The 20974-nt window shown below is 70.8% G+C and carries 17 protein-coding genes; 11 read left to right on the top strand and 6 right to left on the bottom strand.

Annotated elements, in window-relative coordinates; genetic code table 11:
* Positions 1-15: 15 nt before the first annotated feature.
* Positions 16-1119: a class I SAM-dependent methyltransferase gene (locus DLJ53_RS09805; protein ID WP_111344741.1), complete on the bottom strand. Its 1104-nt coding sequence runs from the start codon at positions 1117-1119 to the stop codon at positions 16-18.
* Between the two features lie 215 nt (positions 1120-1334).
* On the opposite strand from DLJ53_RS09805, the gene DLJ53_RS09800 reads away from it, so the two are divergent.
* Genes DLJ53_RS09800 through DLJ53_RS09785 form a run of 4 tightly spaced genes read left to right on the top strand, consistent with a single transcriptional unit; the run spans position 1335 to position 5745 of the window.
* A complete protein-coding gene (locus DLJ53_RS09800) occupies positions 1335-2366 on the top strand; it encodes a membrane dipeptidase (protein WP_244935050.1) in 1032 nt (343 codons plus the stop codon).
* The gene (locus DLJ53_RS09795; protein ID WP_244935049.1) at positions 2363-4048 is read left to right on the top strand and encodes a hypothetical protein; all 1686 of its coding nucleotides are present in this window, start codon (positions 2363-2365) and stop codon (positions 4046-4048) included. Before DLJ53_RS09800 ends, DLJ53_RS09795 begins: the two co-directional genes overlap by 4 nt.
* Position 4049: 1 nt before the next feature.
* Positions 4050-4724: a DUF3726 domain-containing protein gene (locus DLJ53_RS09790; RefSeq protein ID WP_111344737.1), complete on the top strand. Its 675-nt coding sequence runs from the start codon at positions 4050-4052 to the stop codon at positions 4722-4724.
* A gap of 10 nt (positions 4725-4734) precedes the next feature.
* Positions 4735-5745: an Ldh family oxidoreductase gene (locus tag DLJ53_RS09785; RefSeq protein WP_111344735.1), complete on the top strand. Its 1011-nt coding sequence runs from the start codon at positions 4735-4737 to the stop codon at positions 5743-5745.
* 9 nt (positions 5746-5754) lie between these two features.
* On the opposite strand, the gene DLJ53_RS09780 is transcribed toward DLJ53_RS09785, so the two are convergent.
* From DLJ53_RS09780 to DLJ53_RS09765, 4 genes are all read right to left on the bottom strand, one after another.
* Positions 5755-6891: an NAD(P)/FAD-dependent oxidoreductase gene (locus DLJ53_RS09780; RefSeq protein WP_111346194.1), complete on the bottom strand. Its 1137-nt coding sequence runs from the start codon at positions 6889-6891 to the stop codon at positions 5755-5757.
* A complete protein-coding gene (locus DLJ53_RS09775) occupies positions 6888-7892 on the bottom strand; it encodes a Gfo/Idh/MocA family protein (RefSeq protein ID WP_111344733.1) in 1005 nt (334 codons plus the stop codon). Before DLJ53_RS09775 ends, DLJ53_RS09780 begins: the two co-directional genes overlap by 4 nt.
* Before the next feature lie 123 nt (positions 7893-8015).
* A complete protein-coding gene (locus DLJ53_RS09770; RefSeq protein ID WP_111344731.1) occupies positions 8016-9131 on the bottom strand; it encodes a linear amide C-N hydrolase in 1116 nt (371 codons plus the stop codon).
* A gap of 98 nt (positions 9132-9229) precedes the next feature.
* Positions 9230-10723 carry a metal-dependent hydrolase family protein gene (locus DLJ53_RS09765; RefSeq protein ID WP_111344729.1) on the bottom strand — a complete coding sequence of 498 codons (1494 nt, stop codon included), beginning with the start codon at positions 10721-10723 and terminating at the stop codon, positions 9230-9232.
* 469 nt (positions 10724-11192) lie between these two features.
* Here DLJ53_RS09765 and DLJ53_RS09760 point away from each other — a divergent pair, with 469 nt between their 5' ends.
* The 7 genes from DLJ53_RS09760 (at position 11193) to DLJ53_RS09730 (ending at position 19856) form a co-directional block, all read left to right on the top strand.
* Positions 11193-11975, top strand: a complete 783-nt coding sequence (locus DLJ53_RS09760) for a DeoR/GlpR family DNA-binding transcription regulator (RefSeq protein ID WP_111344727.1) — start codon at positions 11193-11195, stop codon at positions 11973-11975.
* Positions 11972-13513: a sugar ABC transporter ATP-binding protein gene (locus tag DLJ53_RS09755; RefSeq protein WP_111344725.1), complete on the top strand. Its 1542-nt coding sequence runs from the start codon at positions 11972-11974 to the stop codon at positions 13511-13513. The genes DLJ53_RS09760 and DLJ53_RS09755 overlap by 4 nt, the downstream gene beginning before the upstream one ends.
* The gene (locus tag DLJ53_RS09750) at positions 13510-14499 is read left to right on the top strand and encodes an ABC transporter permease subunit (RefSeq protein ID WP_202913092.1); all 990 of its coding nucleotides are present in this window, start codon (positions 13510-13512) and stop codon (positions 14497-14499) included. The genes DLJ53_RS09755 and DLJ53_RS09750 overlap by 4 nt, the downstream gene beginning before the upstream one ends.
* A gap of 22 nt (positions 14500-14521) precedes the next feature.
* On the top strand, positions 14522-15466 hold the full coding sequence (locus DLJ53_RS09745; RefSeq protein WP_111344723.1) for an ABC transporter substrate-binding protein: 945 nt from the start codon (positions 14522-14524) through the stop codon (positions 15464-15466).
* 124 nt (positions 15467-15590) lie between these two features.
* On the top strand, positions 15591-16280 hold the full coding sequence (gene araD, locus DLJ53_RS09740) for an L-ribulose-5-phosphate 4-epimerase AraD (protein WP_111344721.1): 690 nt from the start codon (positions 15591-15593) through the stop codon (positions 16278-16280).
* A 3-nt stretch (positions 16281-16283) separates the two neighbouring features.
* On the top strand, positions 16284-17849 hold the full coding sequence (locus DLJ53_RS09735) for a ribulokinase (RefSeq protein ID WP_111344719.1): 1566 nt from the start codon (positions 16284-16286) through the stop codon (positions 17847-17849).
* An 87-nt stretch (positions 17850-17936) separates the two neighbouring features.
* Positions 17937-19856: a tetratricopeptide repeat-containing sulfotransferase family protein gene (locus tag DLJ53_RS09730; protein ID WP_146619923.1), complete on the top strand. Its 1920-nt coding sequence runs from the start codon at positions 17937-17939 to the stop codon at positions 19854-19856.
* 36 nt (positions 19857-19892) lie between these two features.
* Here the strand turns inward: DLJ53_RS09730 and DLJ53_RS09725 are convergent, their stop codons facing one another.
* Complete coding sequence (locus DLJ53_RS09725; RefSeq protein ID WP_111344715.1) at positions 19893-20972, bottom strand: amino acid ABC transporter permease; 1080 nt, start codon at positions 20970-20972, stop codon at positions 19893-19895.
* Positions 20973-20974: the final 2 nt, after the last annotated feature.

Below are 20974 nucleotides of genomic sequence, written 5' to 3'. Positions count from 1 at the left end.
CGTGCCGCAAGGCGCTCAGACCTTCCGGCAGATCATGTAGCAATGGACGTAGTCCATCGCATGGCCGTGCGGCGCCCGTGCGACCTCCGCCTCGTAGCGGCCGAAGTAGGCGTCGACGATCTCGGCCCGCTCCTCGACCGTGCGCTCTGGCGAGAGGCCCGCAAGGAACACAGGCTCCGACCATGAGCGGAGCGTCGGGATGTACGCCCTGGCGAACTTCGCCGCGTCGCCGTGGCGTTCGAAGTCGACCGCGAAGGGGCAGCGCACGACGCGCGTCTCGACGTGCTCGGCGCGCAGTCCGGCCTGGTAGACGGGGCTGCCGGGATCGTCGAGCGGGGCGCGGAACTCCTCGACAGTGCGGTAGACCTGGGGGAAGTTGGTGGCGAGCACCTCCGCCTCGGTGATGGTCCCCTCGGCGGCCATCTCGCGCCAGATGCGGTCGAACGTGTCGAACATCGACACGCCCCCGGTGCTGCCGAGGTAGCGGCCCTCCTCGTCGATGCCGAAGTTGAAGAGGGCGAGGAACCCGCCGGGCTTCAGCTCCCTCGTGCGGTTGAGCAGGAAGTTCTCCCAGTCGACCGCGCCCTTCGCGCGCCAGGCGTCGCGGGTCGCCCCGGTCGCACCGACCATGTGGACGTGGTTCTCGATCGGCATCGGCACTTCGGTGATGTAGTGCGAGGCCGTCGCCGAGTGGCCGAGGTCGAGCGAGCCTGCCGGAACGATCTGGCGGTGGAACGAGGTCGCGGAGGCGAAGACGTAGAGGTCGGAGATCGACTTCGCGTAGGTCTCGAGCCCCGTGAGGCCATGGACGTTCTTGAACACCTGGCTGAAGTCGTTGCGCGGCAGGTCGGTGTAGACCATGCGGATCGGCCGCGACGGGCACTTCGCCCGGACCGCCGAGAGGACGCGGCCGACCATGTCGATGGAGGTGCCGCCGTCGGCGCAGCCCATGTCGGTCATGGTGAAGTCGGTGCCGTCGTCCGCGAGGGGGCGGCGCTCCAGCGCGTCGAGGATGAGGCCGGCGGCGTTGTCCATGACGTGCTTGGCGCCGATGGTCGCCTGCGAGTAATACCCGGCGCCCTTCATGGCCATGAAGTCGTCGGTCTTGAGTGCCGTCAAGATTCGCCCTCCGCCGTACCCGGTCCGGTGACCCGAGACTGACTGGCGCGGGTCGCCTCTTTCTTATGTCGTCCGGTCGCCATAGGTCTCGATCATTGCGACCGACGCAGCCTTGCAACAGGATCGTTGCCAAGCCGAGCCGATCTGTTTTCGCTTCATGCGACAGGCACGAGGTTTGCACATTGCATGCCAAAGCTCGGCCTATGGAGCGGAGCATGAACGAGGTACGTGGCACAATGGTGATCGATGGACTGCAGTACGCCAACTGGTCGGAGAAGATCTTCCGGCAATTCCGGGAAGGCGGCGTCGACGCAGTCCACGTGACCATCGCCTACCATGAGAACTTCCGCGAGACGGTGCTGAACTTCGAGCAGTGGAACCGCTGGTTCGAGCGGCACCCCGACCTGATCGTCCAGGCGCGCACGGCCGACGATGTGCGCGCGGCGAAGGCCGCCGGGTGCACAGCGATCATCTTCGGCTTCCAGAACCCGTCCGCCATCGAGGACGACATCGGCCTCGTCGAGATCACCCATACGCTGGGCGCGAGGTTCATGCAGCTCAGCTACAACAACCAGTCGCTGCTCGCGACCGGCTGCTACGAGGCGGAGGACCCCGGAATCACCCGCATGGGCCGCCAGGTCATCAAGGAGATGAACCGCGTCGGCATGGTGGTGGACATGAGCCACTCCGCCGAGCGCTCCACGCTCGAGGCGATCGAGATCTCCGCGCGCCCCATCGCGATCACCCACGCCAACCCCGCCGTCTGGCACCCGGCGCTGCGCAACAAGTCGGACACGGTGCTGAAGGCACTGGCAGAGTCGGGCGGAATGCTGGGCTGCTCGCTCTACCCGCATCACCTGAAGGACAAGTCGGACTGCACCCTCGAGAGCTTCTGCACGATGATCGCGCGGACCGCCGAGACGATGGGCGTGGAGCGGATCGGCATCGGCTCGGACCTCTGCCAGGACCATCCGGACAGCATCGTCACCTGGATGCGCGTCGGCCGTTGGACCAGGGAGATGGACTACGGCGAGGGCTCGGCCGCCGCGCCCGGCTTCCCGCCGATGCCGGACTTCTTCGCCGACAACCGCGACTTCCCCAACATCGCCACGGGCCTCGCGGCGGCGGGCTTCTCGGCGGACGAGGTGGCGCTCGTCATGGGCGGCAACTGGCTCCGCTTCTTCGAGGAGAGCTTCGGCCCCGCGCCCGCCGCTCCGGCCGAGGTCCGTCCGATGAGCGTCGCGTGACCACGATCGCGGCACATCGGCCGGCCGGACCGGCGCCGAAGCGTGCGCCGTCGCGCTCGTGCGATCGGTTCCGCCGTCCGCCGTCCGAGGTGATGCACCTCGCGCGGCTCGGCTCGTTCCACCGCTCGCGCCTCTCCTTCCTGGACACCATGCTGCGGGAGGCGGCCCGCGACGGCTGGCGCTTCGCCCGCACGCTGTGGGAGTTCGACGCGCGGGGCGTCGGCCGCGCGGTCTATACGGTCGACACCGGGCCGCATTGCTATTCGCTGGTCGCGTTCGGTCATGACCTGCCGGACGAGGAGCGCTCCGACCGCGTGATCGCCACCCGCTGGGACGCGACCTTCGCGCTGTTCGACGGGGTGCCGGAGCCGGCGGATCTGGACCGGCTGGAGGCGAACGTGCCGCTGCAGGAGGCGGGACGCGTCAGCCCGCGCGAGCTGACGCTCGCCCGCGCCAACCGCTCGGTGCGCCTGTTCGAGCACGTCGTCGCCGCGCTCGCCGCCGGGGAGCAGCCCGATGCCGAGCAGGTTACGGCAACGGGATACCTCATGCGGACCACAGCCGTCTACGGCTCCGGCAAGTTCGGCGCGGCTGACCGCGCGACGATCGCCGGCCGGCCGGAACTCACGGGACCGTTCCGCGCCGAGATGCTGACGGTCTGGCTCATCCGCCTCTTCACGGTGGACATCGTGGAGTGGCTGGCAAAGGTGCGCGGCGGGGCGGACGCCGCACGGCTCGACCGCGATCTCGCCCGGAGCGTCGGCGTCGGCAATTCGACGGGGCTCGGCATGGCGCCGTTCCTGGTGCGCCACCCGGTCCTTCTCAACAACTGGATCGCGGCGCGGGAGGAGGCGCTCGCCCGCGTCCGCGCCCGCCCCGCCGCGACGCAGGAGAGCCACGCCGATGTCGCGGCCGCCCTGGCGCGCGCCCGCGAGAACGCCGCGGAGTGGCGGTCCGGGCACCCGCTTCAGCTTGAGAAGCTGGCCGCGCTGCGCGCCGACCTCGAGATGCTGGCGACGTGGCTCGACGACCTTCCGGAGACCTATCCGTACGACGCTCTCTTCCGGCGCGCCGCGCGCCTGTCGCTGGAGGGGCAGGAGGCGCTGGCCTCAGCGCTGATCGACGCGCATGGCGAGCTCGTCGACGATCTCGCCGCCACGATGGGCGCCGACGAGGATGCCGCCTTCGCGATCGATGGCGCGATGCCGCTGGCACGGCTTGGCGACATCCTCGCCGAACACTACGCCGAGGCGCTCGCCGTCGACTACGGCCGGCCCGAGAGCGTCGCGCGGTTCTGGTACACCTCCGAGGAGAAGCTGGAGCCGCGGCTCGGCGAGCGGGCGCTGGAGCCGGGTGGCGAGCTGGAGGAGCCGTTGGCCGTCGGCCGTGACGCTGCGGACCTCGCGGCCGATCTGGCACGCGCGCCGGAGGGCACTGTCGCGGGCTTCCTCGCGCGGCACCCGGAGCACCGGCACGCCGTCCGCCGCGCGCAGACCGTCGCCCGCTACCCCTACGCCGAGATCCGGGACAACCTGATCGACGCCGGGATGCTGCCCATCGACCTGCTGCGCTGCAAGCTCTCCTTCTTCGGCGCGGACCGGTTCGATCCGCGCTCCGACCGCTGGGTCCGCGTCAGCCTCTTCCAGGGCAAGCCGCACCCGCAGGACATCCTCACCGCCTGACATGACCGCATCCAACGATACCCGCGGTCCGGCCGATGCCGGTCCCGTCGTCCCCTCCCGGGGCGAGATCGAGGCTCTCGTGCGCAAGGCCGCACGCGGGGCCGGGATGAGCTGGGGCATGGCCGACGAGACCGCCTTCGCCGTCCGCCGCCTGGAGACGTGGGGCGTCCCGGGCGCCGACCTCGCCGTCGCGCTGTTCGACCGGCTCGACGGGGCGGTCGGCCGGCTGCAGCCGGCAAGGCCGCTCGCCGACCTCACGGCGGACGGCGGACCGCTATGCCCGATCGGCATCGGCGTCCGCTTCGCCGATGCGCGTCACCTCCTGCATGACGAGCCGCTGGCGCTGCCGTCCGTCTACTGCGCCGCGCTGCTGCTCCCATTCCTCGCGCTTGCGGCCGGCGGCGGCGGGTCCGTCGCCCTCGACATCGGCGGGCGCGAGGTGCGTTGCGGAGTCGGGGGCCTTGCCGGTCCGGTGCCGGCGGGAGACCGGCCGAGCGGGCCGCTCACCGTGCGCCGCGCGGGTCCGCTGGCTGCGCCGCGCCCGGCGACCGGGCCCCGTCCGGTCGATGCCGGCGTCTGGTCCGCGCTCGCCGCCTACGCCGCGCGCACCTATGTGCCCGCGTCCGAGACGTCGCGTCTCACCGGCGCGGGCGCCGGCACATCCGATAACGACTGAAGGAGCGAACATGGCCGACACGACGCGGATGTCCGTCGCCGAGATCGAGGAGTTCGCGGCCGGCATGCTGCAGGCGGCCGGAACGAGCCCGGACAACGCCGCCCCGCTCGCCAAGGCCATCGCGGCGGCCGAGCGGGAGGGAATTGCCAGCCACGGCCTCATGTACCTGCCCATCTACATGGAGCACGTGAAGTGCGGGAAGGTGTCGGGGACGGCCGTGCCAGGTGTCACGCACCCGAAGCCGGGCACGATCCTGGTGGATGCGGGGACGGGCTTCGCCCACCCGGCCATCGCCATCGGCTTCGCCGCGCTGGTCCCCGCCGCCCAAGCCTGCGGCATCGCGGTGCTCGCGGTCTCGAACTCCTACAATTGTGGGGTATTGGGATACCATACGGAGGCGCTGGCCGCCGAGGGTCTCCTCGGGATCGGCTTCACCAACAGCCCCGCGTCGATCGCCCCGGCGGGCGGCGCGAAGCCGGTCATCGGCACCAACCCGATGTCGGTCGCCGCGCCGGACGGGGCGGGCGGGGCGGCGCTCCTCATCGACCAGAGCGCCAGCGTGGTCGCAAAGTCGGAGGTGATGAAGCGGGCGCGCGAGGGCGAGCCGATCCCGCTCGGCTGGGCGCTCGACGCGGACGGCAACCCGACGGAGGACGCGGACGCGGCGCTCAAGGGATCGATGGCGCCCGCCGCCGGCTACAAGGGCGTCGGCTGGGGCCTCCTCACGGAGCTGCTCGCGGCGGTGGCGACAGGCGCGACGCTCGGCATCGACGCCTCGCCGTTCTCCGGCACGAAGGGCGGGCCGCCGCGCACGGGGCAGATGTTCATCGCCATCGACGTCGCCACCACGTCGGGCGGCGCCTTCGCCGAGCGTCTTTCGGCACTGACGGCGGCGATCGGCGCGCAGGAGGGGGTGCGGCTCCCCGGCGCGAAGCGGGCCGCCGCGCGGGCGAGGGCGGATGCGGAGGGCGTCGCCGTCCCCACCGCGATCCTCGACAAGGCGCGCGCGCTGCTCGCCTGAACCGGTGGCCTACTGCGCGGCCGCGCTGGCGGCCGCGAACCGTCCGGGGCGGAACGTCTCCAGCATCGGGTGCCGTTCGCCGGACACGATCTCGCCGGCCAGCATCTCGCCGGCGACGAGGCCGAGGGTCGCGCCGCTGTGGCTGAACGCGACGGTGACGCCGGGCAGGTCCGCGAGCTCGCCGAGGACAGGCTCGCCATCGCCCGGGATCGGCTTCGGCCCCGCGCCGGTGGAGCGCAGCGTCAGGGACGGGTTGCCGGCGAGCACGCGCGTCGCCGCCTCCAGAAGTCCCGCGACCGTGGACAGAGGGATCGCCACGGTCCCGTCGGCGCGCAGCGAGACCTCCTTCTCGGACCAGCCCGCGTCGAGCGAGAAGCCGCCGTCGGGGGCGGGCCGGATCGATACGCGCGGCGTGTTCAGCACCGCGCGCAACGGATGGGCGAGCGGCGCGACGCGCAGAAGCAGCGAGATCGGCGTCCGGTCCGGTATCATGACGCCGTACTCGGACAGCATCGCCGGGACGGCCGGGCCCGTCGCGACGACGACGCGGTCGGCCTCCAGGGCGAGATCGCCGGCCGTGACGCCGCTGATGCGGCCGCCCGTCAGGGCGAGGCGGGCCGGTCCGGCGTTCTCGACGATCGTCCCGCCCAGCGCGCGAAGGTTCGCGGCGAGGTGGTCGATCAGGGCGTTGAGGTCCACCCAGCCCTCGCCGGGATTGAAGATCGCCGGCCCCGCGATTGCCGATGGGTCCACGCCGGGGACCGTCGCCGCCACCTCTTCGACGGTGAGGAGGCGCGAGTCGTAACCGAGCGAGCGCTCGTGCGCGTGCGCCCGGACGATCGCGTCGTCCGGGCCGCCCGCCGCCCACGTGAGGCCGCCGTCGAAGCGAAGCCAGCTCGCGCTCGGCGGATTGCGGGCGGCGAGGGTGCGGTAGCGGTCGATCCCCGCCATCCTGAGGCGGTGGTAGGCCGCCGAGCGCGATCCGCCCGAGTTGAGCCACGACAGCGACCGCCCGGAGGCGCCCGACCCGAGCGCACCCTCGGTGACGAGGGTGACGGCGGCGCCCTCACGGGCGAGGTGCGCGGCGGTGGAGACGCCGAGGACGCCGCCGCCGATGACGGCGACACGGAGGGGTGCTGCGCTCACGGGCGTTCCCACGTGGAGGTCTCGGCCGACCGGAACAGGGCGTCCAGCACCGCCATGTTGGCGAGCGCGTCGTCGAGGCCCCACTCGAGCGGCGCCTCGCCCCGGACGGCGGCGGCGAACGCGTCGGCCTGAAGGGTGAACTGGTCCGCCGGGGCGACGGAGATCGTCTCGGCGCCGGCGCCGAAGAGGTCCGTGCCGTCGTCCACGACGATGTCCACCGCGCGGTCGTGCGGCGCGTTGAACGGGACCAGCATCGTGATACGCGCCCTGGTCCCGAGGATCTCCACCCGCTGGCCCTTGGCGATCTGCGTCGCGACGGTGAAACCGAGCTGCTGCGCGCCGGGGAAGACGACGAGCCCCGACGTCATCCGGTCGACGCCGAGCGCCGGGTCGCGGTCGATGGCGGCGATGGCACGCTCCGGTTCCGCGCCGAACAGGAAGCGGGCGGTGGCGACGGCGTAGCAGCCGATGTCGAGGAGGCCGCCGCCGCCGATGTCGGCCTGGTTGCGGATGTTGGCCGGGTCGGGGTTGTGGTAGGCGAAGAGGGTCTGGATCGCGCGCACCTCGCCGAGCCGTCCGGACGCCGCGATCTCACGCACCAGGCGCCACTGCGGGTGGTGCCGCACCATGAACGCCTCGGCAACGAGCCGCCCGGACCTGTCCGCCGCCGCCTTCAGCGTCGCCGCCTCGGCCTTTGTGATCGCGATCGGCTTTTCGCACAGGACGTGCTTGCCGGCCTCCAGCGCCTTGATCGTCCATGGAACGTGGAGGTGGTTCGGGAGGGGATTGTAGACCGCCTCGACGGCGGGGTCGGCGAGCAGCGCCTCGTAGCTGCCGTAGGCGCGGGGGATGGAAAGGTCCGCGGCGGCCTTCACCGCGCGCTCCTCGCCGCGCGAGGCGATGGCGGCCACTTCGCCGGACGCGCTCCGCTGGATACCCGGGATCGCCTTGTTGAGGCCGATCTGCGCCGTGGAGAGGATGCCCCACTGTAGTTTGCTCATCGTCGGCTGCTCCCGCCTGTTCTAGGGTCCGCTTCGGCTCATACCATCAGGGCGCACCGGGCTTAACCCGGTCCCCCGGCCCGGCGCCACGGCCGGCCGAGCGATGCATCGGCGTCGCCCGCGTCATCGCGACGGGGCAGCGCGCAGCGCGTCGGTGCCGTCGCTCGGGAACTCCGGCAACCCGGCGAGGGGAACGAGGCGCGGCTCGGCGAGCGTCGCGAGTGCGGCGAGGTCGATCCTCGTGTAGTTGAGCTGCCCGTAGTCGCGCACGAAGAAGAGCCTGCGGGTCAGGTCGGCGAGGCTCGTCCAGGTGGTGAACTCGGTGGCGTATGCGGTCGTGCAGTCCGCTTCGAGGCCCTGCACCTCGAGGTGGCCGCCGCCGGGCGCCGGGTAGTCGATCGTCACGCCGCGCGGCCGGTCGAAGTTGTTCATGATGTGCGCGAGCGCCAGCACCGCCGCGTCCGGCGTCGCCGCCTTCTCGGTGAACTGCGCATAGTAGGCCGCCCGGACGAAGCGGCCGACCGACGTGTTGGAGGACGGCAGCCCTGCGGTCGCGATGCCGGAATCGGGCTGCACCGCCTTGTAGGTGCCGAACGTCGCGCTCGGCGTGTCGACGTTGCTGAGGAAGGTGTAGTTGCCGAGGTTGGTGAGGTGCCAGGTGAATTCCGGCCCGTTCGTCATGACCCCGACCGGGTTGTCGTAGACGGCCCGCTCGCCGCGCGTGAACTCGATCACCAGCGAGGTGCCCGCCGCGTCATGCACGACGTAGTGGAACGGTGTCGGCGCGCCGCCGAGGACCGCGAGCGGTTCCAGCATCACCGGCTGCGTCTCGAGCGCCGCCTTCAGCTCGGCGACTGTCGCGAACTGGCCGAGCGCCCAGCCGCCGAGGTCGGCCGCGGCCAGCACCTCGCGAGTCCTGTCCACCGCCTGATGGCCGCCCCCCGCCGCGGGATAGGAGAGGACGCTGAACGTCAGGCCGGCCGCGTTGAGCCCCTCGACGACCTTGAGGTCGGCGAGGCCCAGCGGCGCGTCGGCGGTGGGCATGCGGCCCGGCATGGTGAGGGCGACGAACGGGTACTTCGCCGTGAAATCGACAGGGGCGTAGTCACCGACTTGCGACTGGAAGGCGAAGCCGGCGGGGAGGTAGGCGATCTGGTACGGCAGGTTGATCGTCAGCTCGAGCGTCCGGCCGAAGTACGGCTGTCCGGACGCATCGGTGTAGACCAGGGAGGTGCACATCGTTTCAGCCTTTCGGGCGCCGGGCGGCCGGATTGATCTATTCAGGATGAGGTTAGGCGGAGTTTGGCCACGGCCCTGCGGCGGGCCCGGGCCGGCGACTACTGCGCGCCGGCCTCGCCCCGGGCGGACATCGTATCCTTCACGACACGCCCGCCCTTCATGATGAGGCGCAGGCTGGCGTCCGGGTCGGCGAGGAAGGTGAGGTCCCGGTCGGGCTCGCCGTCGACGATGAGGAGGTCGGCGAGGGCTCCGGGGGCGATGACGCCGAGCGGCGCGCCGCCGTAGGGCGCCCGTTCGCCCGAAAGGGCGAGGAGCTCGCCCGCGCGGCCGGTCGCATGACGCAGCGTCTCCAGCGGGCTCATGAAGCGCGTCAGCTTGGCGAGCTGGCGCCCCTGGGTCTTCGCGAGCCCCGGCGACATCAGGATGTCGGTGCCGAACGCGCTCTTGACGCGGTGGTGCAGCATCATCTCGTAGGCGCGCACAGTGCCCTCGGCGACGTACTCCTGCTGCGTACGCTGCTCGGGCAGCGCCTTCACGTTGGCGTCCTCGTCGGCGAGGAAGGGCTGGATCGACCACCAGATCCCCTCGTCGGCCATCAGCTTCACCGTCGCCTCGTCGGCGAGCTGGCCGTGCTCGATGCACTTCACGCCCGCCTCGATCGAGCGCCGGATCCCGGCGGCGGTGTAGACGTGGGTGCACACGTACGTGCCCCAGTCGGAGGCCGCCTCGACGCCGGCGCGCAGCTCGTCGAGCGTGAACTGCATCGTGTCGAGCGGATCGTAGAGCGAGGAGACGCCGCCGCCGGCCATCAGCTTGATCTGCGAGGCGCCCTTCATCAGCTGCTCGCGCGTGCGCAGCAGCACCGCTGCGCGACCGTCCGCGAGCGCCGAGACGCCGACTTCCTCGGCGTAGCTTAGCGGATCGCGGAAGGCCCACGGCAGGTGATTCACCGGGCGGTAGTCGCCGTGGCCGGCGGTCTGCGAGATCATCGCGCCGGACGGGAAGATGCGCGGCCCCTCGCAGATCCCCTCGTCGATGGCCCGCTTCAGCGCGAACGCGGGGCCGCCGGTGTCGCGCACGGTGGTGAAGCCGCGCATCACCGTCTCGCCGGCCTCGCGCGCGGCGATGAACTGCACGTAGGCGATGTCCGCCGACATGGCGGTCATCTGCGAGACGCTGGTGAGGGTGGCGTGCCAGTGGCAATCGATCAGGCCGGGGATGAGGGCCCGGCCGCCGCCGTCGAAGCGGGCGGCGTCGGCGGGTCCCTCGCCGCGCGGGGGCAGCGCCGCGATCCTGCCGCCCTCGACGAGGACGTCGACGTCGTCACGCATGCGGAGCGTCAGACCGTCGAACACGCGCACGTTGGTGATGAGGAGCGGCTGCCCGGCGGTCTGGCCCCAGGCGGTGTGCGGCGTGAGGCCGAACCCGGCGAAGAGTCCCATGACCGCCGCCGCGCCGCCGAGGAGCTCGCGCCGCGACAGGTGCGCCTCGATCCGCCGGAAGGCCGCGAGCGTTTCAGGCGCCCCGCAGCGGCACCCTGCGCCGTGATGGGCGTGGTCTTCGGCGGTCTGCAGGTAGGCGCACGCGCACATGGGTCCGTTTCCTGTAAGCTCGGCTCGACAGGCTCACTCTTTCACAGAGTCTCCCGATCACTTCAACACAGTGTAATCAAAGCCAAACCTGACATGCTCGTCGAACAAGTTTCCGACGGGCGCTGCGCAAATCTCTGACTTCCATGCGATTTGCGGCACCCGGTCGCCGGCCGACCCGCCGCACCCGGTCGAGGGCAGGGACATTCCATCGCACCTCGGCCGCTTCGTCCGCAGTCGCACCCCGAAGTGGCATGCCGCGCGCCAAGCCTTCGCCGCTTCTCCCACCTTCGTCGCATGCGACCGGCGGTCCGCGTCGGCGACGGCGGCTAACGGCCTGACGGAGCACCACAATGCCCTCCGGCCGTGACGGTCTGTGAGCGGATAATGATTGAAGCCAATCATTTGTTGTTGCGCCGGTGAGCGAATGCGCTAATTTCATGCGCAAGTCGTAACAAAACGGCGGCCCGGGATGAGCGACCTTGAGCGGCAACAGTCCATCGTCGAGCTACTGTCGTCACAGACATTCGTGTCCGTGCGCGAGCTGCAGCAGGCGCTCGGCGTCTCCGCCGCGACCGTCCGGCGCGATATCGACAAGCTGAACGAGGCCGGCGTCGCGCGGAAAGTCTACGGCGGCGTCGCGGCCCTCGAGGACAACCTCCGCCGCCGCCCGCCCTCCGCGCTTCCGTTCGTGGAAAACCGCGACCTTGCGGTGGAGCAGAAGCGCGCCATCGCCATGGCCGCCGAGGGGCTGGTGCGCGACGGGTCGTCCATCATCGTCCACGCCGGCTCGACCTGCTTCACGTTCGGGTGCCGTCTGGCGCTGCGCAACGTGCGCGTCTTCACCAACTCCATGCCGCTCGCGGCCTACCTCGCCGAGAACGGTACCTGCCACCTCACCGTCGGCGGCGGCGACATCCACCGCGAGCCCGGCATCCTCTACGACCCGGTGCCCGGACCGACGCACTATGCCGCCCAGTTCTACGTCGGCGCGCTGGGGGTCTCCGGACAGGGCATCCTCGAGCAGCATCCGCTGCTGGTGCACTTCGTGAAGGAGATGAGCGCGCGGGCGAACGAAATCATCGTCCTCGTCGATTCCTCCAAGTTCGCGCTGCGCCCGCCGATGGTGGCGCTGCCGATGTCGCGCATCACCACCCTGGTGACGGACGAGGGAATTTCGGCGGCGGACGAGCGGATGGTGCGCGAGGAGGGGGTCAACCTCATCGTCGCCGAGATCAGCGGGAGGACCCAATGACCCTTCTCGAAATGCGTGGCATCTCCAAGACGTTCGGGCCCGTCATGGCGCTCTCGAACGTCTCCCTCACCGTCGATCCCGGCGAGGTTCACGCGCTGATGGGCGAAAACGGGGCGGGCAAGTCCACCCTGATGAAGATCCTCTCGGGCGCCTACGTCGCCGACCGCGGCGGCGAGATCCTCATCGCCGGGGAGAAGGTGCCGACGGGCGACCCCAAGCTCGCCAAGGCGAACGGCATCGCCGTCATCTATCAGGAGCTGGCGCTGTCGCCGAACCTGACGGTGGCGGAGAACATCTTTCTCGGCGCCGAGCCGCGCCGCGGCCTCTTCGTCGACCGCGGCGAGATGAACCGCCGCGCCGGCGACATCCTCAACCGCCGCCTCGGCCTCACCTTCCGGCCCGACACGACGCTGGGCCGCCTGTCGCTCGGCGAGCGGCAGATGGTGGAGATCGCCCGCGCGCTCTCCACCAACGCCCGCCTCATCGTGATGGACGAGCCGACCACCGCGCTTACCACCCGCGAGACGGAGAAGCTGTTCGACGTCATCGCCGCGCTGAAGGCCGACGGGATCGCCATCATCTACATCTCCCACCGGATGGACGAGGTGTACGCCCTCGCCGACCGCTGCACGATCCTGCGCGACGGCCAGTACGTGGGCACGCTCGCGAAGGACGAGATCAGCGCCGAGCGGGTCGTCTCGATGATGGTCGGGCGCGACCTCTCCACGTTCTACAAGAAGGACCACGCGGCGGCGGCCGAGCCGGGGGACGTGGTGCTGCGCGTGGAGGGCCTCGGCGACGGGCACTTCGTCCACGACTGCTCCTTCGAGGTGCGCCACGGCGAGGTGATCGGCGTCGCCGGCCTCGTCGGCTCCGGCCGCACGGAGCTGGCGCGGCTCATCTACGGGGCGGAGAAACCGGCCGAGGGCCGCGTCATCCTCGACGGCGAGACGCTCGCGATCGCGACGCCCCGCGACGCGCTGGACCACGGCATTGCCTACCTCACCGAGGACCGCAAGGGTCTCGGCCTCTTCCTCGACATGACGATTTCCGAGAACGTCAACATCGGCGTCATGCAGCGCGACGCGCGCTCGGCCGGGCTCATCGACTTCAAAGCCGGCCAGCGCCGCGCCGACAAGGCGATGAAGTCGCTGGCGATCCGCGCGCCCAACACCCGGATCAACACCAGCGCCCTGTCCGGCGGCAACCAGCAGAAGGTCCTGCTGGCGCGCCTTCTGGAGCTCGGCCCGCGCGTCGTCATCCTCGACGAGCCGACCCGCGGCGTCGACGTCGGCGCGAAATCCGAGATCTACCGCCTCATCGACGGCCTCGCGCGCGACGGGATCGCCGTCGTGGTGATCTCCTCCGAGCTGCCGGAGATCATCGGCGTCGCGGACCGCGTGCTCGTCATGCGCGAGGGGACGATCGCCGGCGAAGTGGCACCACCGCGCGGCGAGCCGATCCGGCAGGAGGAGATCATGGCCTATTCCACTGGCGCCATCGGTGCGGCGCGGGCGAGCGAAGGAGCGAGAGCGTGACCACTGCGACGAAGGACGAAGCCCCGAGCGCGGTCGACCGCAAGCAGCAGCTCCGCGTCCTCTTCACGGCGCTCGGGATGCTCCCGGTGCTCATCCTCCTGGGGATCGGGTTCGAGCTGCTCTCCGGCAAGTTCCTGACGGTCAACAACCTGTCGATCGTCATGCAGCAGGCCTCGATCAACATCGTGCTCGCGGCCGGCATGACCTTCGTCATCCTGACCGGCGGCATCGACCTCTCGGTCGGCTCGGTGTTGGCGGCCTCGGCGATGGTGGCGGTGATCGCCTCGCTGTGGCCCGACATCGGCCTAGTGGGGATTCCGCTCGGCCTCGCGATGGGCCTCGCCTGCGGCCTCGTCAACGGCGGCCTCATCGCCTACCTCAAGCTGCCACCCTTCATCGTCACGCTCGGTACGCTGACCGCGGTGCGCGGCCTCGCGCGCCTGCTGGGTGCGGACACGACCGTCTTCAACTCGGACCTGCCGTTCGACTTCATCGGCAACGGGTCGATCTTCGGCGTGCCGTGGCTCGCGATCATTGCCATCGCCGTCATCCTGCTCTCGTGGGTGATCCTGCGCCGTACGGTGCTGGGCCTGTGGATCTACTCCATCGGCGGCAACCAGGAGGCGGCGCGCCTCACCGGCATCAAGGTGAGCCTCGTGCTGCTCTTCGTCTACGCCATGTCGGGGCTGATGGCCGGCCTCGGCGGCGTCATGTCGGCGGCGCGCCTTTATGCGGCCAACGGCCTGCAGCTCGGCCAGGCCTACGAACTCGATGCCATCGCCGCGGTCATCCTCGGCGGGACGTCGTTCGTGGGCGGCGTCGGGTCCATCTGGGGCACGCTCATCGGCGCGCTCATCATCGCCGTCCTATCGAACGGTCTCATCCTGACCGGCGTGTCGGACATCTGGCAGTTCATCATCAAGGGCCTCGTCATCATAGTCGCCGTCGCCCTCGATCGCTACCGCCTCAGGGGTGTCGGAGCCTGAGGCCAACAGGGAGGAAGCACACATGCGTACTTTGACCAAGCTGCTCGCCACCACCGCGCTCGCCGCGATGGTCGCCACCGGCGCCGCCGCACAGGACAAGGAGCTGAAGTCGATCGGCATCTCCGTCGGCCTGCTCGGCAACCCGTTCTTCGTCGCCACCATCAAGGGCATCGAGGACCGCGCCAAGGAGATCAATCCGGACGTGCAGGTGACGTCGGTCTCCGCCGACTACGACCTCAACAAGCAGGTCAGCCAGATCGACAACTTCATCGCCGCGGGCGTCGACATCATCATGCTGAACGCGGTCGATGCGAAGGCGATCGGTCCGGCCGTGAAGCGCGCGCAGAACGCCGGCATCACCGTCGCCGCGTTCGACGTGTCGGCCCCGGGCGCGGACGTCACCGTGATGACCGACAACGTCGCCGCCGGGCGCAAGGCGTGCCAGTACATCATCGACGAGATCGGCGAGGAGGGGAACGTCATCATCATCAACGGTCCGGCCTCGTCCTCGATCCTCGACCGCGTCCAGGGCTGCAAGGAGGTGTTCGACGAGCACGGCGGCATCAACGTCCTCTCCGACGACCAGAACGGCCAGGGCTCGCGCGAGGGCGGCCTCGCGGTGATGCAGGGCCTCCTGACCCGCTACGACGACATCGACGCGGTGTTCGCGATCAACGATCCGACCGCGATCGGCGCCCAGCTCGCCGCCAAGCAGCTCGGCCGCTCGGAGTTCATCATCACGGCGGTGGACGGCGCGCCGGACATCGAGAAGGAACTGCAGAGCGACTCCTCGCTCATCAAGGCCTCGGCCTCGCAGGATCCCTACGTGATGGCGGGCGAGGCGCTGAAGATGGGCTACGACGCGTTCCAGGGGAAGGCGCCGGCGGAGGACACGGTGCTCCTCGACCCCGAACTCATCACCGCCGGCAACCTCGAGGGCTACAAGGGCTGGACCGCCCCCCGCTGAGGTCGGCCTCGCCACGGCGCGGGCAGCGCCACCGGCCGCGCCACGCCGGCGCGGCCATCCCGCGACCACGGTCCGCGCCGCCCTCCGGGCGCAAGGCGCGGGCCGTCCAACCACCGGACGGATCATGACCCTTGATGCGCTGAAAGAGCAGGTGCGCGCGGCCAACGTGGAAACGGTCGCCCGCGGCCTCGTCATCTCCACCTTCGGAAACGCGAGCGGGATCGACCGCGAGGCCGGGCGTATCGCCATCAAGCCGAGCGGTGTCCCCTATGCCGAGCTGACGGCCGACCAGATCGTCATCACGACGCTGGACGGGGTGCCGCAGGACAACCGCTTCAAGCCGTCCTCCGACCTTGCCACCCACGTCGTCCTCTACCGGGCGTTCGGCGGGATCGGCGGCGTCGTCCACACCCATTCCACCTACGCCACCATCTTCGCCCAGGCCGGACGGGAGATCCCCTGCCTCGGCACCACCCACGCGGACTACTTCCGCGGGCCCGTCCCCGTGACCCGGGCACTGCGGCCGGACGAGACCGGCGCCTCCTACGTGGAGGCGACGGGCGAGGTCATCGTCGAGGCCTTCCGGGACCGCGACCCGGCCGAGGTGCCGGCGGCGCTCGTCCAGGGGCACGGGCCGTTCGTATGGGGGCCGACACCGCAGGCGGCGGTACAGAACGCCTATCTCCTCGAGGAGATCGCCCGCATGGCCTACCTGACGCTGACGCTGGCCCCGGGCACCGGGGCCATCACCGACCACCTGCGCGACCGGCACTACCTGCGCAAGCACGGTGCCGCAGCGACCTACGGGCAATAATCCATGGCCATCGTCGCCGGCGTCGACTTCGGCACCCTGAGCGTCCGCGTCACCCTGATGGAGACGTCGGGCGAGCATCTCGGCACCGCCGTCGCGCCCTATCCGCTCCATACCAGCCCCGCCGATCCCTATCGCGCCACCCAGTCCCACGCGGACCACATGGAGGCGCTCGCGACGGCGACGCGCGCGGCGGTGGCCGACGCGGGCATCGACGGGCGCGACGTCGCAGCGATCGCCTGCGACACGACCGGGTCGAGCGTCATCCCGGTGGACGAGAATCTCGAGCCGGTGGGCGAGTACTATCTGTGGTGCGACCACCGCGCCCACCGCGAGGCGGCCGAGATCACCGAGGTGTTCCGCGCCTCCGGGCACGAGGCGATCGACTGGTGCGGCGGCGTCTACTCGCACGAATGGGGCTACGCCAAGCTCCTCCACTTCCTGCGCCACGACCCCGAGGCAGGCCGCATGGCCTCCGCCTTCGAGCACTGCGACATGGTCGCCGCGACGCTCGCCGGCGTGACGCGCCCGGCCGACGCCGTCCGCTCGGTCTGCGCGCTCGGCCACAAGTGGATGTGGAACCCCAAGTGGGGCGGGCTCCCGCCGGAGGAACTCCTCGCCAAGGTCGACCCGCGCCTTGCCGGCATCAACGACCGCCTTGCGGGCGAGGTCGCGACGTCGGACCGGATCGCCGGGCACCTGTCGGCCGAGTGGGCCGAGCGGCTGGGGCTCGCGGCGGGGATTCCGATCCCGGTCGGCGCGTTCGACGCACATTGGGACGCCGTCGGCTCCGGCTGCCGGATGGGCGACATCGTCAACGTCGTGGGCACGTCCACCTGCATCATCGCGCTGGGACCGAGGGACAGCGGGACCATCCCGGGCCTGTGCGGTCTCGTCCCCGGCAGCGTTCACCCGGCGCACATGGGCGTGGAGGCCGGGCAGTCGGCCACCGGCGACGTGTTCGACGCCATCGCGCGGCGCGCGGGCCGCTCGCTTGCCGACCTCGGCGAGGAGGTCGTGTCCTATCGTGCGGCGCAGACGGGCCTCCTGCGCGTGCCGTGGGACAACGGCGACCGGACCGTGCTGGTGCGTCCGGACCTCGGCGGCGTGACGATGGGCTGGACGCTGAGCTCGACCGCGGCGGACGAGCTCTTCGCGGCGATCGAGGGGATGGCGCTCCACGTGCGCGTCATCGTCGACCGCATGGGCGAGGGGGGCGTGCCGTCGGAGCGGATCATCAACGCCGGGGGCGTGCCGCAGCGCAGCGAGACGCTGAACCAGGTCTACGCCAACGCCCTCGGCCGGGACATCCTCGTGCCGACGCGCTCGCCGGTCGGGGTGGGGTCCTGCGTCTTTGCGGGTCTCGCCGCCGGGGCGTTCGACAGCATCGAGGCCGGTCAGGACGCGCTCTGCCCGCCGATGCGCCGTTTCGCGCCCGATCCTGCCGCCGTCGCGGTCTACGACGAGCTCTTCGCGATCTTCCGCGACGTCTACTTCGCCCTCGGCGAGGGCCGTTCCGCCGACCTCGGGCGCGTACTGCCGACCCTGCACCGGCTGCGCGCGCCGCACTGAACCCGCCCGGCGCAGCCTCGCGCGAGCCGCGGCGGTTAGCCTCCGGTCGATCGCTGCCTTGCGCAGATCGGCAACGGAGGCGCCCCCTTGTCCGCTGGCATGTCGCTCGACCGCACGCTGTCCAAGGCGCGCCGGCTGGCGAAAACCGGAGACTACCTCGCCGCGCACGCGCTCTACCGCGACGTGCTGGCGCGCCACTCCACCAACGCGCGCGCCCGTGAGGGGCTGCGGGCCCTCGCCGAGCCGGCGCCCCTCGACGCGGAGGGCGAGCGCAAGGCGGTGGCGGCGGCGCTGTCGCGCATCGCCGGGCTTACCGCGAGCGGGCACCTCGCGGAGGCGCTGCGTCTGGCCGAGCCGCTGGCGCGCCGCCATCCGGGCGAGGTGAGAGTGCAGTATGCGCTCGGCGCCATCCTCTCGGCGCTCGGCCGGTGGGAGCCCGCGGCGGCCGCCTTCGCCGCCGCCGTCGGCCGGCAACCGACCTTCATCCCCGCCCTCGCCAAGCTCGCTGCCGCCCTGACGCGCCTGCGGCGTCACGAGGAGGCGGTGATATGCTACCGCCAGGTGGTCGGCTTCGACCCGCAGGATGCGGACGCGCAGCGCAATCTCGGCAACGCCCTCTCCGCGGCGAGGCGCCACGAGGAGGCGCTGGCCGCCTTCGACGCCGTGGTCGCGCTGCGGCCCGGAGACGCCGAGGCGCTGCGGCAGCGGGGGGTGGCGCGCGGTCAGGTCGGACGTTACGCGGACGCGATTGCCGACTTCGATGCGGCCGTCGCCATCGCGCCGGGGGACACCGCCCTGCAGGTCGAGCGCGGCAACATCCTGCGGGACGTGCGGCGGCACGACGAGGCGCTCGATGCCTACGCCGCGGCCGTCGCGCACGGTTCCCGCGCCCATCTGGCGTACAACGCGATGGGCGTCGCCCTCGGCGACCTCGGCCGTACAGAAGACGCGGTGGCCGCCTTCCACTCCGCCATCGCCCTGAAGCCGCGCTACGTCCAGGCCCACGCGAACCTCGCGACGTGGACGCGCTACGACCGGGACCATCCGCATATCGACGAGATGACGGCGCTGCTCGCGCTGGAGGACGACCCCGTCGGCCGCATGTACCTCGACTTCGCGCTCGGCAAGGCGTTCGACGACACCGGTGACACCGACCGCGCCTTCGCGCATTTCACGGCCGGGAACCGGGCGCGGCGGGCGCGCGCGCCATACGACCGGGCGAGTATGGCGGCGACCTTCGCGACCATCCGCGCGGTCTTCGATCGCGGGCCGCTGCCAGCATGGAGCGGGCCGACGGACGACGGCCCGCTGCCGGTCTTCGTCGTCGGCATGCCGCGCTCGGGGTCGAGCCTGACCGAGCAGATCCTCTGTGCCCACTCCGGCGTCGACGGCGTCGGCGAGGCGGACGCCTTTCCGCGCGCCGTACGGCCTCTGCTGGACGCCGTCAAGGCCGGGACGGTGGGGCAGGGGGTGCTCGGCGAGGTGCGCGCGCGCTACCGACGGGCGATCGGCGAGTATCGGACCGGCGCGCCGGTGATCGTCGACAAGTATCTCGCGAACACACGGTGGCTTGGCTTCATCGCCGCCGTCTTCCCGGAGGCGCCGGTGATCGCCATGTCGCGCGACCCGGCGGCGACGTGCTGGTCGATCTACAGGAAGCTGTTCGCCTCCTCCGGCAACAACTACGCCTACGACCTTGCCGACCTCGCCCACTATCACCGGCTCGACACGGCGATGCTTGAGCGATGGCGCGCACTCCTCCCGGGCCTGGTCCTCGACGTCGGCTACGAGCGGCTGACCCGAGAGCCGGAGGCGTCGACACGCGAGCTCCTCGGCCATTGCGGCCTCGCCTACGAGCCGCGGTGCCTGGAGTTCCATACCCTGGAGCGCGCGGTCTCGACGGCCAGCGCCGGGCAGGTGCGCCGCAGGATCTACACCGGCAGCTCCGACGACTGGCGCCGCTACGAGGCGCACCTCGGCCCGCTGATCGACGCGCTGAGGGCCTAGCGCCGGCCCGCCGGCCCCGTCGCCGCCGCTATTGTCTCAGCGCCGGTCGCCGGCGTCCATGCGGCGCTCGAGGAACGCGCCGTAGCGCGACAGGCTGAAGACGAACGCGAAGTAGATCGCGGCGATGAAGACGTAGACCTCGACGTAGGCGAAGGTCCAGTCACCCGTGCCGTAGGCCGCGTTGCCGGACGCGAGCACCTCGAAGAAGCCGATGATGATGAAGAGCGAGGTTTCCTTGAAGGTGATGACGAACTGGTTGATCGTCGCCGGCAGCGCGTTCTTGAAGGCCTGCGGCAGGAGGATCTTGCCAATCCGCAGCCAGTAGCCGAGGCCGAGCGCCTTGGCCGCCTCCTCCTGCCCCTTCGGCACGCCCTGGAACCCGCCGCGGATGATCTCCGCCTGGTAGGCCGAGAAGAAGAGCGCGGAGCCGATGATCGCCCGGTAGAGCTTGTCCCCCGTCAGCCAGTCCGGCAGCACGAACGGCAGGACGATGGCGAAGGTGAAGAGGATCGACACCAGCGGCAGCGAGCGCACCGAGTCGATGATCACCGCGGTGACACGGGAGACGACCTTCAGCTCCGAGCGGCGCAGCAGCGCCCAGGCGAGGGAGAGCGGCATGCCTATGATCACCGTCGTCACGAAGATGAAGACGGTGAGGGCGAGGCCGCCCCAGTTCTGCTCGTCGACCCGGACGAGACCGAGCACGCCGCCCTTCATCAACACGTAGAAGACCGCGAAGCCGCCGATCCAGATGACGGAGATGGCCTTCATGCTCCAGAAGCGCGGCATGCAGCTCAGCACCGTCATGACGACGACGACGAGGCAGGCGAGCCCGGACCGCCAGTGCTCCTCGTAGGGGTAGAGGCCGAAGAAGATGAGCCGCCAGCGCGCGCCGATCACGGACCAGCAGGCACCGTCCGCGCCGCGGCACGCCTCCGGTCCGCCGCTGGTCGAGAAGACGGCGGTGAAGACCGCCCAGTCGAGCACCTTCCAGAGGATCGTGCCGAGGAGGGCGAGCGAGACCACCGTCAGGAGCGTGTTGCCGACGGAGGAGAAATAGCGCCGGCGCACCACCTCCAGAATGGAGGGGGCGGGCGGGGCTGCGACGTCGCTCATGG

The organism is Acuticoccus sediminis (assembly GCF_003258595.1).
Lineage (GTDB): Bacteria > Pseudomonadota > Alphaproteobacteria > Rhizobiales > Amorphaceae > Acuticoccus > Acuticoccus sediminis.
This window is presented reverse-complemented; position numbering and strand designations above follow the sequence as displayed.

What these genes read in the sequence shown, in the direction of transcription:
- DLJ53_RS09800 (WP_244935050.1), top strand. Translation starts at nt 1,335, where the DNA reads ATGAACGAGGTACGTGGCACAATGGTGATCGATGGACTGCAGTACGCC.
- DLJ53_RS09790 (WP_111344737.1), top strand. Translation starts at nt 4,050, where the DNA reads ATGACCGCATCCAACGATACCCGCGGTCCGGCCGATGCCGGTCCCGTC.
- DLJ53_RS09785 (WP_111344735.1), top strand. Translation starts at nt 4,735, where the DNA reads ATGGCCGACACGACGCGGATGTCCGTCGCCGAGATCGAGGAGTTCGCG.
- DLJ53_RS09775 (WP_111344733.1), bottom strand. Translation starts at nt 7,892, where the DNA reads ATGAGCAAACTACAGTGGGGCATCCTCTCCACGGCGCAGATCGGCCTC.
- DLJ53_RS09770 (WP_111344731.1), bottom strand. Translation starts at nt 9,131, where the DNA reads ATGTGCACCTCCCTGGTCTACACCGATGCGTCCGGACAGCCGTACTTC.
- DLJ53_RS09765 (WP_111344729.1), bottom strand. Translation starts at nt 10,723, where the DNA reads ATGTGCGCGTGCGCCTACCTGCAGACCGCCGAAGACCACGCCCATCAC.
- DLJ53_RS09760 (WP_111344727.1), top strand. Translation starts at nt 11,193, where the DNA reads ATGAGCGACCTTGAGCGGCAACAGTCCATCGTCGAGCTACTGTCGTCA.
- DLJ53_RS09755 (WP_111344725.1), top strand. Translation starts at nt 11,972, where the DNA reads ATGACCCTTCTCGAAATGCGTGGCATCTCCAAGACGTTCGGGCCCGTC.
- DLJ53_RS09745 (WP_111344723.1), top strand. Translation starts at nt 14,522, where the DNA reads ATGCGTACTTTGACCAAGCTGCTCGCCACCACCGCGCTCGCCGCGATG.
- araD (WP_111344721.1), top strand. Translation starts at nt 15,591, where the DNA reads ATGACCCTTGATGCGCTGAAAGAGCAGGTGCGCGCGGCCAACGTGGAA.
- DLJ53_RS09735 (WP_111344719.1), top strand. Translation starts at nt 16,284, where the DNA reads ATGGCCATCGTCGCCGGCGTCGACTTCGGCACCCTGAGCGTCCGCGTC.
- DLJ53_RS09725 (WP_111344715.1), bottom strand. Translation starts at nt 20,972, where the DNA reads ATGAGCGACGTCGCAGCCCCGCCCGCCCCCTCCATTCTGGAGGTGGTG.